General features: G+C 60.2%; 10 protein-coding genes and 3 tRNA genes. 7 read left to right on the top strand and 6 right to left on the bottom strand.

The annotated features are described in order from the left end of the window. Positions 1-3: 3 nt before the first annotated feature. Complete coding sequence (locus CXK96_RS13640) at positions 4-1,968, bottom strand: methyl-accepting chemotaxis protein (protein WP_102836988.1); 1,965 nt, start codon at positions 1,966-1,968, stop codon at positions 4-6. Between the two features lie 53 nt (positions 1,969-2,021). After that, on the bottom strand, positions 2,022-3,629 hold the full coding sequence (locus CXK96_RS13635) for a response regulator (protein WP_102836987.1): 1,608 nt from the start codon (positions 3,627-3,629) through the stop codon (positions 2,022-2,024). 217 nt (positions 3,630-3,846) lie between these two features. Between CXK96_RS13635 and CXK96_RS13630 the strand changes: the two genes are divergently transcribed. After that, positions 3,847-4,902 (top strand): DUF2333 family protein, encoded by a 1,056-nt coding sequence (locus CXK96_RS13630; protein ID WP_102836986.1) that lies wholly within the window; start codon positions 3,847-3,849, stop codon positions 4,900-4,902. A 39-nt stretch (positions 4,903-4,941) separates the two neighbouring features. Here CXK96_RS13630 and CXK96_RS13625 read toward each other — a convergent pair whose 3' ends face one another. The 4 genes from CXK96_RS13625 to CXK96_RS13610 form a co-directional block, all read right to left on the bottom strand. Further along, entirely contained in the window at positions 4,942-6,282 is a 1,341-nt protein-coding gene (locus tag CXK96_RS13625) for a sigma-54-dependent transcriptional regulator (RefSeq protein ID WP_102836985.1), read from the bottom strand. Positions 6,283-6,390: 108 nt separating this feature from the next. Then, positions 6,391-7,983, bottom strand: a complete 1,593-nt coding sequence (locus tag CXK96_RS13620) for a sensor histidine kinase (RefSeq protein ID WP_102836984.1) — start codon at positions 7,981-7,983, stop codon at positions 6,391-6,393. Next, positions 7,973-8,209: a PP0621 family protein gene (locus tag CXK96_RS13615; RefSeq protein ID WP_102836983.1), complete on the bottom strand. Its 237-nt coding sequence runs from the start codon at positions 8,207-8,209 to the stop codon at positions 7,973-7,975. Before CXK96_RS13615 ends, CXK96_RS13620 begins: the two co-directional genes overlap by 11 nt. Before the next feature lie 60 nt (positions 8,210-8,269). After that, positions 8,270-9,277 carry an outer membrane protein assembly factor BamD gene (locus tag CXK96_RS13610; protein ID WP_102836982.1) on the bottom strand — a complete coding sequence of 336 codons (1,008 nt, stop codon included), beginning with the start codon at positions 9,275-9,277 and terminating at the stop codon, positions 8,270-8,272. Between the two features lie 288 nt (positions 9,278-9,565). Here CXK96_RS13610 and rluD point away from each other — a divergent pair, with 288 nt between their 5' ends. The 6 genes from rluD (at position 9,566) to CXK96_RS13580 (ending at position 14,464) form a co-directional block, all read left to right on the top strand. After that, a complete protein-coding gene (gene rluD, locus CXK96_RS13605) occupies positions 9,566-10,540 on the top strand; it encodes a 23S rRNA pseudouridine(1911/1915/1917) synthase RluD (protein ID WP_102836981.1) in 975 nt (324 codons plus the stop codon). Beyond that, a complete protein-coding gene (gene pgeF, locus CXK96_RS13600; RefSeq protein WP_102836980.1) occupies positions 10,537-11,271 on the top strand; it encodes a peptidoglycan editing factor PgeF in 735 nt (244 codons plus the stop codon). Before rluD ends, pgeF begins: the two co-directional genes overlap by 4 nt. Before the next feature lie 180 nt (positions 11,272-11,451). After that, positions 11,452-14,016, top strand: a complete 2,565-nt coding sequence (gene clpB / locus CXK96_RS13595; RefSeq protein WP_102836979.1) for an ATP-dependent chaperone ClpB — start codon at positions 11,452-11,454, stop codon at positions 14,014-14,016. Positions 14,017-14,221: 205 nt separating this feature from the next. After that, positions 14,222-14,297 (top strand) — tRNA-Asn (locus CXK96_RS13590). 9 nt (positions 14,298-14,306) lie between these two features. After that, a tRNA-Pro gene (locus tag CXK96_RS13585) sits at positions 14,307-14,383 on the top strand. A 5-nt stretch (positions 14,384-14,388) separates the two neighbouring features. After that, positions 14,389-14,464, top strand: a tRNA-Lys gene (locus CXK96_RS13580). Positions 14,465-14,512 lie beyond the last annotated feature (48 nt).

Below are 14,512 nucleotides of genomic sequence, written 5' to 3'. Positions count from 1 at the left end.
CTTTCAGCCTTTGAACGCTAGTGTCGCCTGGTCTAGCTCGCTGGCCAGCTGCAGCATTTGTTCGCTCTGCTCTCGGCCCCGGCTGATATGTGTCAGGTTGCTGTCGCCCAGCTGGTGGATGCGCTCGCTGTGGCCGCGGATTTCACTGACCGCTTCGCTCTGCTGTGCGGTGGCCAGCGCGATCTGTGCGGCCATCTGTTCAATTGAGCCGATGGTGGTCACGATCTGGTTTAGCGCCGAATCCGCTGTCTCGGCCAGTTCAGCCGTTTCTTCGGCGTGACTGACCTGCATGCGCATGGCCTGGAGCGATTGATGCGCAGCCGTCTGCAAGCTACCGATCAGCAGTTGAATTTCCTCGGTAGCGCCGCTGGTGCGCTGCGCCAGGGTACGCACTTCGTCTGCCACGACGGCAAACCCTCGGCCCTGTTCCCCAGCTCTCGCGGCCTCGATCGCTGCATTGAGCGCAAGCAGGTTAGTCTGCTCCGCGATTGAGCGGATGACGGTCAGTACCTTGCCGATGGTCCCGGTTTCGTCCGCCAGGCGTTCAATCGCCAAGGCATTGTTCTGGACCTCACTGACCAGCCCGTGCAGTCCGCTCAGGCTTCTGCCGATCACCTTCTGGCCCTGGGTGACGGCCTGGCCGGCGGCGCGCCCGGCTTCGGCCGTCTGGTCTGCGCTGCTAGCAACATCCTGGATGGTGGCTTCCAGCTCTCCCAGCGCGTCCCGGATCTGCGCGGTGTCGCTGCTCTGGCGGCTGGCGCCGCGGTGCAGGTCGTTGCTCATTTCTGCCAGGCTACGACTGTTGCCGGTCACCGCCTGCGCCTGCTGGCGCAGCGTGCCGACAAGCGTGAGCAGATAGGTGCGTAACTGATTCAGCGATGCGCCAATTTCCACCAGTTCCGGGGTCTTGGAGTGCAGGGCGACTGGTTTTTCAAAATCCCCAGCTGCCCAGGCCGAGAGCGCTGGCGCGAGCTGGCCCAGCGAGCGAGTCAGCTGCCGCTGTAGACGGTCGATGGCGAGCGCGACCAGCAGGATTATGCCGATGATGGTGCCCTGAATGAGCCGAACTTCTGTCTGGATTCGTCCATGTTCACTGCGGATCTCCGGCTCAAGATCGTCCAATGCCGTCTGTAGGGAGGCTATTTTCTGCTCGGTGCTGTCCCGAAGTTTCAGGCGTTGCACGATCAGCTCGCGGGTGCGTTTCAGCTCACCCGGATATCGGGCGAGGAGACTGGACAGGTCGCGCTTGAGAGCGATGCCCATGTCTTCTGCGAGTTGCGCCTGGGCTTGCTCGTCAAGATCAAGTAGCGCTGCGAATGCGCTCGCACCGGATTTTTGTTCGCTCGCCACCCCGAGTAGTGGCAGTGCATCGAGCGCTTGAGCTTCCTGCGCTAGCGCTTGTAGTGCTTGCTCCACCTCGACGACCAATTCGTCGTTGCCGCTGGCGGTCAGCCTGGCGCGCGCGTGGCTGAGGCGAAGCAGCTGCCGGCTGGCTTCGAACAACGGGGGTTGATACTGGGCTGCGGCTTCATGCTGATCTTGCGCGGCATAGCGATGCAGTTGCTCCAGCGTGCCCGCTATCTCACGCTCGGCCTGCAGTAGCAGGCCTTGGGGATCGCCGGCCAGCTTGCCTGCAGCGAGGAGCTCGGTAGCAGTGAACTGGCGCAGCTGTTCGAGGCTTGGCTGCAGCCGATTGGCGAACGGGCCGGGTAGGGCGCTGACGTCTTCTGCTAGCCCCTTCAGCTCAGTCAGCGCGGTGTTGTGTCGCAATGCGTCGCCGCTGCTCAGGTAATCCTGAATGTTGTTGGCGACCTGGTGCTGAAAGCGCTGGGAAAGGCTCAGGTACTGCCCCATCAGCTGGTACGGACGTTCCAGCGCATGCTCTGACCACCAGAGCGTTGCGCCTAACGCAAAGCAAATGGCGATGAGCAGCAGGGTGTTCAGCGTGGTAAGCGACTTCAGGCGCATCCTGGCCTCCGGAGGTTCTGGAGGCTAGAAGATATGGCTATTTGATGTCGGTTCTATGACGGCTGGAACCACTCCACCCGGTTTCGGCCAGCGTGCTTGGCAGTGTAAAGCGCTTCGTCGGCTTGCTGTGTGAGCAATTTGGTATCTGCGTCTGGTGTGAGCTCGGCAATGCCGCAGCTGAAGGTGCACGACAAGTCTGCGGGCTGTGCTGGGTAGCGAATCTCGGAAAAGCGTTCGCGGATCTCGTCCAGGACCTTGGCTGCGTTGTGCACAGTGGTGTCGGGCATCACCACCGCGAATTCTTCACCGCCGTAGCGACCGATATGGTCGGTCTTGCGCAGGCGTTGCTTGAGAAACAGCGCGAGGCTTTTGATCACCCGGTCCCCCATTGGGTGGCCAAAGGTGTCGTTGACCTTCTTGAAATGGTCGATATCGATCATCGCGAAGCACAGCGGTTGCCCGTCGCGGCGGGCACGTGAGCTGGCGTCTTCGAGTAATTGCAGGCTGTGCGTATGGTTATACAAACCGGTCAAGCTGTCCCGGACGATTCTGGCTTTCAAGCTGCGGGCTCGCTCGGCGCGGGTTCGCACGGTCGCGATCAGGTGGCTAGGTTTGATCGGTTTGGTCAGAAAGTCATCGCCGCCTTCGTTCATGGCGTCGAGCTGCTTGTCGAGGTCGTCCTCGGCCGAGAGGTAAATGATCGGCACGCTGACGTAGCGTTCATGCTGCCGGATCACTTTGGCCAACTCAGTACCCATGCATTCGGGCATGTACATGTCGAGGATGATCAGATCCGGTTGGAATTCAGCCAGGTAGTTGATCGCCTGGATCGGCTCGTTGAGCGTCTGGGTGATGATCCCGGCATTGTTCAAGACTCTTTCGGTGTGGGTCGCCTGGGCCCGCGAATCGTCAATGATCAGAACGCGGAAAGGTTCGGAGTGGGCGGTGCGGGTGAAAATCTCGATCTTTTCCAGCAGGCATGAGGCATCAATGGTGCCGGTAAAGAATTCCAGCCCACCGGCGCGCACGGCCGCCAGTCGCATAGGTGTGTCGGTTTCCCGGTGGCTGAAGAAAATCAGTGGCAGCTTTTCTTCCAGCCCTTGCTGGATGCGCTCGGCAAGCCGAAGACCCTCGCCGGGACCATTGAAATCGACATCCATGACGATCGCAGCCGGGTGCCGTTCATGCATCGCTGCGCGGAATTCGCTATCACTGCCGAAGGCCTGCGCATTCATGCTGAAGAATTCGAGCTGGCGAACCACGTGCTGGGCGCGTTGATGGTCTTCCAGCGCAATGTAGACCGGTTTGCTCAATGGCGGTACGTAGGCGGACTGCCCGCGCGGATCGCCGTGGCGCAAACCGGTACGTGCGAGACGGTAGACCAGTTGGCTGAGTGTGGCGATGGTGTCGCTCGACAACCGCCCGCGATTGTCGCTGATGTCGCTCAGGCAATCTTCGATGCCAAGCGCGAGCAGCCGATGTTCGGTTTGTTCGAAGCGCTCGGCGAATTTCCTCAACCGCTTGTTGGCATCTGCCAGCGCCGACCGGCAACCGTCATTCCATTCGCTGCGTTGCAGTTGTTGCCAGACTTCGAGCACCTCCCGAGCCTGATGAATGACCCGTTGTGCGAAGTGCTGTTTAAGTTCTTCCTGGTCCGACATGTCCGGTTCCCTGGCCCGCTGCGGCAGTGCTCTCAGAGGCCACTGTGGTGGCTCAATGCTACCACCTATCCGTCGTTTGCAAAGATGCCGCATAGGCGGTCTGGTTCTCATTATGAGGCTTGCTTTCGACCGGCTGCGTTATAGTGGTTCACATGCCGCACGCTCCGCGTGACCGGCGATCGAATCTTTGAATTTATGAAGAGAAGGACAGACGCCCATGTTGGATTGGAAGAATCGCTTCGGCCGCCTCGGCTTTTCGGGAAGTTCAGCCAGAGCGGATGGGGCGACTCGCAATCCGCTACTGCTGGGGCTTGCCGTTCTGATCGGGCTGTACTTGCTCGTGGCGCTTTTGGTCGGCTGGTACTGGAGCTCCGAACCTGACCGATTCCCGGTACAGCAGAATGTGCGGCAAGCCGCTGAGGCCTCGCAGCAGCAGATCGTTAACGGCTACACCACGGTCGAAACCCTTAAGCAGGTAGCTGGCACCTTGCTCGACAAGCCCGGCGGCTATCTGACTAATGACATTGCCCCGCCCGGCCTGTGGCTGGACAACATGCCAAGCTGGGAATATGGCGTGCTGGTTCAGGTCCGCGACCTCAGTCGCGCTCTGCGCAAGGACTTTGCGCGCTCGCAATCCCAGTCGACGGAAGACCCTGATCTGTCCAAAGCCGAACCGCTGTTCAATTTCGACAATCGCAGCTGGGCACTGCCGGCGAGTGAATCGGAATACCGTAACGGGATCCGTTACCTGAATCGCTACCTGGCACGCTTGAGCGATCCGGCATCCAAAGCTCAGTTCTATTCGCGCGCTGACAACCTGAATAACTGGCTTGGAGATGTCGGTACTCGACTGGGGTCTTTGTCCCAGCGCCTGTCGGCCAGCGTCGGTCGCGTGCGCCTGGACGGACAGCTGGCGACGGAGCTTGAGCGCGAAGGCGTAAGTCAGGTGGTTGAAGAAGAGCGCGTCGAGACGTCCTGGATGCAGATCGATAACGTGTTTTATGAGGCGCGAGGGCAGGCATGGGCCTTGTCGCACCTGCTGCGCGCTATTGAAGTGGACTTTGCCGACGTATTGGCGAAAAAGAACGCGGCGATTAGCGTAAGGCAGATCATCCGCGAGCTGGAAGCTGCGCAGGAACCGCTGTGGAGCCCAATGGTGCTCAACGGTAGCGGCTACGGGGTCTTGGCCAACCACTCTCTGGTGATGGCGAATTATATTTCGCGCGCGAACGCGGCGGTCATCGACCTGCGTAACCTGCTGTCACAAGGATAACGGGCGCTCCGCGACCCTGCGGGGTCGCGGTCTGGGTGCTCAATCCAGTCCCAATTTCTTCAGCCGATAGCGCATGGAGCGGAAGGACAGCCCCAGCCGTTGGGCTGCCGCTGTGCGGTTCCAACGGGTTTCTTCCAGCGCCTGCATGATCAGCTTGCGTTCGACCTCTTCGAGATGGTCTTCGAGATTGTCGATCTGGGCCAGACTTGCTTCGCCATTTTCGGGCATGCCCGGAGCGTCGGACAGGCGCAGGTCGCTGGGTTTGATCTCCTCGCCTTCACAGAGCGTGTAAGCGCGTTCGAGCATGTTTTCCAGCTCACGTACGTTGCCGGGAAATCGATAACTCTGCAGCTTTGCCAGTGCGTCGGGTTGCAGTCTGGCCGGCGTCTCTCCGTATTCCTGAGCGAGCCGGCGAAGCATCACTTCAGCCAGCTGGGCGATATCCTCGCGGCGTTCGCGCAGGGGCGGCACGCGCAACTCGATGACATTCAGCCGATAATAAAGGTCCTGACGAAAGCGGCCCGCGGCGACTTCGCTGGCTAGGTCCTTGTGGGTGGCGCACAGAATCCGCACATCGACCACGACTTCCTTAGCTCCGCCAACCGCGCGCACGGCCTTTTCCTGGATGGCGCGCAGCAGTTTCACCTGCATCGGAAGCGGCAGATCGGCGACTTCGTCGAGAAACAATGTGCCGCCATTGGCTGCCTGGAACAGGCCCGGTTTGTCTTCCATCGCGCCGGTGAAACTGCCCTTCTTGTGCCCGAAGAACTCGCTCTCCATCAGCTCTGACGGGATCGCCCCGCAGTTGACTGGAACGAAGGGTTGTTCATGTCGCGGCCCTTGTTCGTGAATCAGCCGCGCAACCAGCTCCTTGCCGCTGCCCGACTCGCCGCTGATATAGACAGGTGCCTGGCTGCGCGCCAGTTTGCCGATCTGCTTGCGCAACCGGTTCATTGGCGGCGAAGCGCCAAGCAGGCGACTGTCGACTGTCAGCTCATTGGGGTTCGGTGTGCGCAGCCGAAGTGCCGTATTGACCAGTTCGCGGAGACGGCCGAGGTCCACCGGTTTGGTCAGGAAATCAAAAGCGCCGGCCTTGAGCGCGCCAATGGCAGTGTCAAGACTGCCATAGGCGGTAATCATGGCCACCGGCAGTTGTGGATACTGCTGCTGAATGAATTGCACCAGCTCCAAACCGCATCCGTCCGGCAGGCGCATATCGGTAAGGCAGAGGTCGTAGTGCTCGCGTGCCAGGCACTCGCGGGCCTCCTTGAGGTTGCGGGCGCTGCGGGTGTCCAGCTTCATACGTCCGAGGGTGATCTCCAGGAGTTCACGGATATCGGGTTCGTCATCGATGATCAGCGCTTTCTGGCGGGCGGTCATGGTCTCGGTCTTTGAAAAGAAGAAGCGGGATGCCCAATGTTAACGCCACAGGGCCTGCCTTGTACCGCCGCATGGCCGATGTGTGATCCGTTGCGTCTTAAGCAGGCCTCAGCTCAGCTTGCGTGGGTGCGCAAAGACAATGCGAAAGCAGCTGCCGCCCTCGTCTCGCTCACGGTAATCCAACCGTGCCTGATTGCTTTCGCAGAGCTCTCGGGAGATATACAGCCCAAGGCCCGTGCCCTTGTTTTCTGTGGTGAAGAACGGCTCGAAGATGTTCTGTACCTGCTCGGTCGGCACACCTGCACCATCGTCGAGCACTTCCAGCACGGGCAGATCACTGGCCTCGTCCCGGAAGACTTTCAGCCACACCTGTGCTTGGTCGTGCTTCTGTCCACTGTAGCGCAGGCCGTTCTGCACCAGGTTGGTCAGTACTTGAATCAACTGGTTCGGGTCCATTCGGGTCTGCAGCGAGCTGCCCTGAGTCTCCACGTGGACAATTTGCTGAGGCGGCAGCGTCTGGCGAAACTCGCTGGCAAATCTATGCACCCAGTATTTCAGATCCAGCAGCTGGGGTTCGGCCTGGCGCCGGCGCGACAGCTGCAGCACATTTTCAATGACCAGATTCATGCGCCGCGAATGATCCTGAATGATCTGCGTAAGGCGCAGATCTGCAGCGTCTAGCACCTCCGACTCCTGCAGCAACTGCGCCGCATGACTGATAGCACCAAGCGGGTTGCGAATTTCGTGAGCAATGCTGGCGGTCAGTCTGCCAAGCGACGCGAGTTTGAGCTGCTGGGCCTTTTGTGCGATCTGAGAAATGTCTTCGAGAAAAACCAGCGTGTCCTGCTTCACGCCATGCTGGAGCGTGGCGAAGCTCGGCTGCAGGGTCGCGCCGTCGGGCGTGGCCTTGAAGTTACTCGGCCGCAGAGTGGGGTTGTCTCGCCAGCGTTGCAGGCCTCGAATGACCTCCGGGCAACGAGGCCCTAGCCGTTCGCCCGTCAGGGCCTCTTGTCCGAGCAGCTCGAGGGCTCCCTGATTGGCAAGCAGCACGCGCTCCTGTGCATCGAGGACGAGGATGCCAGTGCGCATGCGCTGCAGAATCTGGGCATTCAAGGCTTCAAGGTTGGCGACCTCTTCGGCGCGCTGGCGGGCAAGGGTTTCGCTATCCTGAAGTCGTCTAGTCAGGCCCTGCACCAGCAACGCGGCAGCGAAGCACAGCGTGCCAAGTGCGGCGGCCTGTACATACTGACTGCTCGCCGCGCTGTCGCTTAGGCTGAGGTAGAACGTCAGGTAGATGAGTCCGGTGGCGGCGACTGCCGCGATGAAAAAGCCGACGCGGCCGTGCAGCAAGATATTGGCAATAGCTACCGCTACGATCAGCAGGTTACCGATACCACTTGGCGTACCGCCGGCGAAGTAGAACAGCGCGGCCAGCAGGGTGACGTCCACCAGCGCGAGCGCCAGTACCGGCAGTTCCCGCTTCGGGTTCTGCAGCAGCACGGCGGCAAAAATGTTGAGAATCAGATAGAGCCAGGCGCCGTAGTAGAACGCCGTCAGGTTGGTCATGCGCATCAGGTCGTTGTGCAGGTCGCTGCTGATGAGCAGAACCAGCACCAAGCCGATTACGACGCGATAGAGATGGTAGAGCCGAAGGATTCGTCGGCCCGTGTAACCGAAAAACGTCAGGCGTTCAGTTCCCACCCGACTTGTTGTCCTGTTCCAGATGCGCCTGGCTGCAATACCACCGGTCATGACTCTGCAGTGCTTGCTCACGTGGCAGGTGTACGCCGCACTGAACACAGCGGACGGTCATGACCGTGGTCTCTTGCGGTTTATCGGAGGCTGTGGGCTTGCTGGTCAGACGGCGCCAGAGCCATAACGCCGCCGCGATCAGGATGATCCAGAACAACAGTCGAAACAGGCCCATATCTCTACTTCCTGGCTAAGCCGTGCGGGCCTGCCGTTCTGGCAGGCTGCGGTTGGGAACTCAGTCGAACAGGCCGAAGGTCATATAGCTCCACCAGGAGCGGTCTTCGCCTTGCTCTTCTTTTGCGGCTTCGGTTTCCGCTTCCCTCAACACCGGGCGCAGTTCATCCGGCAGATCCTGGGCGGCATTCTCATACTGACGCACCACGTCGCGGTTGGATTGCGAGCGGTCAGGGGCTTTGTTTTCAGTGTCGATCAAGCCGAGTGTGGCGCGGGACAACCAGCTGCGGTTGTCGGCCTCATCCTGGCTTGGCACGAATTCACCGTCTCCCAGGCTGAGGTGTTGCGGGTAGTTGAGTTTGAGCGTTTCGAGGCTAGTGCCAGCGAGCTCCTCGAGACCAAGGCGCTGATAGGCTTCAGTCATGACGGCCAAACCATCGCCGACCGCGGGCGTACCCTGGAAGTTTTCTACAACATAGCGACCACGGTTGGCGGCCGCTACGTAGGCCTGGCGACGCAGGTAATAGTCAGCAACATGGATTTCGTTCGCGGCCAGCAGGTTACGCAGGTAAACCATCCGTGCCTTGGCATCCGGGGAGTAACGGCTGTTTGGAAAGCGTGTGGTCAGCTGGGCGAATTCGTTGAAGGAATCACGTGCAGCGCCGGGGTCACGTTTGGTCATGTCCAGCGGCAGGAAACGCGCCAGCAGTCCGCGGTCCTGGTCGAAGGAAGCCAGACCCTTCAGGTAGTAGGCATAGTCCACGCTCGGATGCTGCGGATGCAGGCGGATGAACCGTTCGGCCGAGGAGCGAGCGGCTTCCGGCTCGGTGTTGCGGTAATAAGCGTAGATCAGCTCAAGCTGCGCCTGTTCGGCGAAGCGGCCGAACGGATAGCGGGATTCCAGTGCCTTCAGCTTGTTGATCGCGCTGGTGAAGCTCTTATTGTCCAGGTCGGCTTGTGCCTGCCGGTACAGTTCCGCTTCGCCGAGGTTCTCACTGATGGTTTCGTTGGACGAACAGGCAGCGGTAAGGGCGAAAATGGCGATCAGCAGCAGGTGTTTCACTTGCATGGCGGCTTGCGTCCCTGTGACGGCTGGCTGTCTTGCGCTGAGCCGTCCTGTTATGATGGGCGCCCCGGCTGGCCGGGACAAAGACGCGGTATTTAAACACAAGCGTGTTGTTGAAACCAAAGGCTGCACCCGTGTCGCTGTCGAGGGGCTGCTCAGGCTTAGGATCTGCCCGTAGGCGTCCTGCCTGCCGACAAGGTCACATCCCCCTTTCTCATGTCCCGGCTCATCGCCTGTCGCAACCGGCCAAACCGCACGGTTGCCTCTCCAACTATTGAAGCGCCCTTAATTATGTCCACGATCACCACCCAGGCCATTCATCTTCGCGCCGAGGTGCCATTCGACCTCGGCGGGCAGCGCCTTGATCAAGTCGCGGCACAGCTGTTCTCCGAGCATTCCCGTTCGCGTCTTGCGGCCTGGATCAAGGAGGGACAGCTCACGGTCGACGGCGCTGTCTTGCGCCCCCGCGACACTGTGCATGCGGGTGCCATCCTGGAGCTTTCTGCCGAGCAGCAGGCCCAGGGCGAGTGGGTGGCTCAGGACATTCCGCTGGATATCGTTTTCGAAGACGAGCACATTCTGGTACTGAACAAGCCGTCCGGGTTAGTGGTGCATCCTGCCGCAGGGCATGCCGATGGCACCTTGCTCAACGCCTTGCTGCATCATGTCCCGGATTTGATCAACGTGCCGCGTGCCGGCATCGTGCATCGCTTGGACAAGGACACCACCGGATTGATGGTGGTGGCGAAGACCCTGCAGGCCCAGACGCGACTTGTCGAGCAGCTGCAGGCGCGCAGCGTCAGCCGCATCTACGAGGCCATCGTTATCGGCGTGATCATTACTGGCGGCACCGTCAATGCCGCCATTGGGCGTCATGGCCAGCAGCGTCAGCGCATGGCGGTGGTGGAGGGCGGCAAGCCTGCCGTGAGTCACTATCGGGTGCTCGAGCGCTTCCGGTCGCACACGCATGTCCGGGTCAAGCTCGAAACCGGGCGAACCCACCAGATCCGTGTGCATATGACACACATTGGCTATCCACTGGTGGGTGATCCGCTTTATAGCGGGCGTTTTCGTATCCCACCAGCCGCTAACCCGACCATGGTGCAAACGCTGAAAGATTTTCCGCGGCAGGCATTGCATGCGCGCTTTCTCGAATTGAACCATCCAGTCAGCGGCGAGCGGCTGAAATGGGAATCGCCATTGCCGGACGACTTTGTCTGGCTACTGACACTCTTGCAGCAGGATCGCGAGGCGTTTAGCGGATGACGGATTGGCCAGAGGGCTGGATCCGTCCCGACTGGCCGGTGCCTCCGCGTGTAAGGGCTTGCGTCACCACGCGCCGCGGCGGCTTGAGCCAGGCTCCGTTTGATGGCTTCAACCTGGGGGATCATGTTGGCGATGCGCCCGACCGGGTGTCGGCGAATCGACAGCACTTGCAGCAGCTGCTCGGCTGCGAGCCGGCCTGGATGAGCCAGATCCATTCAAGTATCGCCGTTGAGGCGGACCCGCGCAGTTGTCCGACTGCCGATGCCAGCTGGACGGGCGAGGCGGGGGTCGCCTGTGCGGTGCTGACCGCGGATTGCCTACCGGTATTGCTCTGCGACGTCGACGGCGCACGTGTTGCGGCTGCGCACGCGGGGTGGCGCGGTCTGGCTTCAGGCGTGCTGGAAGCCACCGTGGCGGCTATGGCGGTTCCAGGGTCACATTTGATTGCCTGGCTCGGTCCGGCGATAGGGCCCACGGCGTTCGAGGTTGGCGGCGAGGTACGCGATGCGTTCATCGCTGGCTATCCTGAATGTTCCGAAGCCTTTGTGCCCAGCCATCGCGCGGATCGCTTCATGGCGGATATCTACCAGCTCGCCCGAATCCGCCTGGCGGCTTGCGGCGTTACAGCGGTATATGGCGGTGGTTTCTGTACTGTCAGCGATGCTCGTTTCTACTCCTATCGCCGAGCCGCCCGTACAGGGCGCTTCGCCAGCCTGATCTGGCTGGACTGAGCGGCCGTTCACCTGTTCCTGGCATTTCACCCTTGACTCGCTTTACGCCATGGGGCTGACCTGCGTCAAGGTCGTGCGGCTTGAATCTCCAACAATCAGCCTTATCTAAGGTTCATCTCGCAGGCTTTCGTTCGGAGTGCGTTTCATTGCACGGCCTGCTTTACCTAGAAAGGTGATTCCATGCGTATCGATCGTTTGACCAGCAAGCTTCAACTTGCGCTTTCTGATGCCCAATCCATTGCTGTTGGCTTCGACCACTCGTCCATTGAGCCCTTGCATCTGATGCAGGCGCTGCTCGAGCAGCAGGGCGGTTCGATCAAGCCACTGCTGATGCAGGTGGGTTTTGACATCAATGGTTTGCGCCAGGCATTGACCAAAGAGCTCGATCAGCTGCCGAAACTGCAAAATCCGACCGGTGACATGAATATGTCTCAGGACTTGGCGCGCCTGTTAAACCAGGCCGACCGCCTTGCGCAGCAGAAGGGTGACCAATACATCTCCAGCGAGCTGGTGTTGCTTGCTGCTCTGGAAGGCAGCACCCGGCTGGGCAAGCTATTGCTCGAGCAGGGCGTCAGCAAAAAGGCTCTGGAAAACGCGATCAGCAACCTGCGGGGCGGCGACGCTGTCAACGACCCGAATGCTGAAGAGTCACGGCAAGCATTGGACAAGTACACCGTGGACATGACCAAGCGCGCCGAGGACGGCAAGCTCGACCCGGTGATCGGCCGCGATGATGAAATTCGCCGGACAATTCAGGTGCTGCAGCGGCGCACCAAGAACAACCCGGTGCTGATCGGCGAGCCAGGCGTGGGTAAGACCGCCATCGTTGAGGGCTTGGCGCAGCGCATCGTCAATGGCGAGGTGCCGGATGGCCTCAAGGACAAGCGTTTGCTCGCGCTGGACATGGGCTCACTTATTGCAGGGGCCAAATTCCGCGGCGAGTTCGAAGAGCGGCTGAAGGCAGTCCTGAATGAACTCGGCAAACAGGAAGGCCGCGTCATTCTATTTATCGACGAGCTGCACACCATGGTTGGTGCCGGCAAGGCGGAAGGCGCGATGGATGCCGGCAACATGCTCAAGCCTGCGCTCGCGCGCGGAGAGTTGCATTGCGTTGGGGCAACCACTCTTGATGAGTACCGCCAGTACATTGAGAAGGATGCTGCGTTGGAGCGTCGCTTTCAGCGTGTGCAGGTCGATGAGCCGAGCGAGGAGGACACCATCGCTATCCTGCGTGGCTTGAAAGAGCGCTACGAGGTGCACCATGGCGTGTCTATCACCGATGGCGCGATCATTGCGGCGGCAAAACTATCGCACCGCTACATCACGGATCGGCAGCTGCCAGACAAGGCCATCGACCTGATCGATGAGGCGGGCAGTCGCATCCGCATGGAAATCGATTCCAAGCCGGAGGAGCTCGATCGTCTTGACCGGCGCCTGATCCAGCTGAAGATCGAGCGCGAAGCATTGAAGAACGAGGACGACGAGGCCACCAAGAAGCGTCTGGCCAAGCTCGACGAGGAAATCGTCAAGCTGGAACGTGAATATGCCGACCTCGAAGAGATCTGGAAGGCGGAAAAGGCTGAAGTGCAAGGCTCCGCCCAGATGCAGCAGAAGATCGAGCAGGCCAAGGCCGATCTGGAGGCTGCGCGGCGTAAGGGCGACCTGGCGCGTATGGCCGAGCTGCAATACGGCATCATCCCCGACCTCGAGCGCAGCCTGCAGATGGTCGACCAGCATGGCAAGACCGAGAACCAGCTGCTGCGTAACAAGGTAACTGATGAGGAGATCGCCGAAGTCGTCTCGAAGTGGACGGGCATCCCTGTGTCGAAAATGCTCGAAGGCGAGCGCGAGAAGCTGCTGAAGATGGAAGACCTGCTGCATCAGCGCGTGATTGGGCAGCACGAGGCGGTTGTATCGGTGGCCAATGCGGTTCGCCGCTCGCGGGCCGGGTTGGCCGACCCGAATCGCCCCAGCGGTTCCTTCCTGTTCCTTGGCCCTACCGGGGTAGGCAAGACTGAGCTGTGCAAGGCCTTGGCCGAGTTCCTCTTCGACACCGAAGAGGCGATGATCCGCATCGATATGTCGGAGTTCATGGAGAAGCACTCGGTTGCGCGCCTGATCGGAGCCCCACCGGGCTATGTAGGTTATGAAGAAGGTGGCTATCTGACCGAGGCCGTGCGCCGTAAACCCTATTCGGTGGTTCTGCTTGATGAGGTCGAGAAGGCGCATCCTGATGTCTTCAATATTCTGCTGCAGGTTCTGGAAGATGGTCGTCTGACCGACAGCCATGGGCGAACCGTGGATTTCCGCAATACTGTGATCGTCATGACCTCAAATCTTGGATCCACTCAGATCCAGGAGTTGGTCGGCGATCCTGATGCGCAGCGTGCTGCTGTCATGGACGCTGTAAGTCATCACTTCCGGCCGGAGTTCATCAACCGGATCGACGAGGTGGTGGTTTTCGATCCGCTGGCTCGCGATCAGATTGCTGGCATCGCTCGCATCCAGCTGAGCCGCCTGCGGCAACGACTGGCCGAGCGGGAGCTGAGTCTGGAGCTGAGTGACGAGGCGATGGATAAGCTGGTCGCAGTGGGTTACGACCCGGTCTACGGCGCGCGGCCATTGAAGCGAGCCATTCAGCGCTGGATCGAGAATCCGCTGGCGCAGCAGATACTGTCTGGCGCCTTCGAGCCCGGTACAAGCATCTCAGCGAAGGTGGAGGGTGACGAGATCGTCTTCGGCTGATTTGAGGGGCGCTGGCGCCGTTCTTTCGAGCGGTGCCGGCAGTTCCAATACCAGCGGAGCGGGGTAGTGCCACCGCATCGTGCAAATCATTGTAGTAAATCGCATTTTTTCTGTTGACAGCCGCGCCGAGAACCGTAAAATGGCGCGCCTCTGAGGGGGGAAAGCAAGCGGTAACGCGGACCACCTGAAGAGCTGGAAATGAAGTTCCGCGATAGCTCAGTCGGTAGAGCAAATGACTGTTAATCATTGGGTCCCAGGTTCGAGTCCTGGTCGCGGAGCCAAAATCCAATCGGGGTATAGCGCAGTCCGGTAGCGCGCCTGCTTTGGGAGCAGGATGTCGGGAGTTCGAATCCCCCTACCCCGACCATTTTTGGGTCGTTAGCTCAGTTGGTAGAGCAGTTGGCTTTTAACCAATTGGTCGTAGGTTCGAATCCCACACGACCCACCAAAACCGCCTCGCGAGGGGCGTAAGAAACCGGGAGATCCGAAAGGGTCT

The sequence above is a fragment of the Stutzerimonas stutzeri genome (assembly GCF_002890895.1).
In the GTDB taxonomy this organism is placed as follows: domain Bacteria; phylum Pseudomonadota; class Gammaproteobacteria; order Pseudomonadales; family Pseudomonadaceae; genus Stutzerimonas; species Stutzerimonas stutzeri_AB.
Note: the sequence above shows the minus strand (reverse complement) of the source record. Positions and strands in the feature narration are given on the sequence as shown.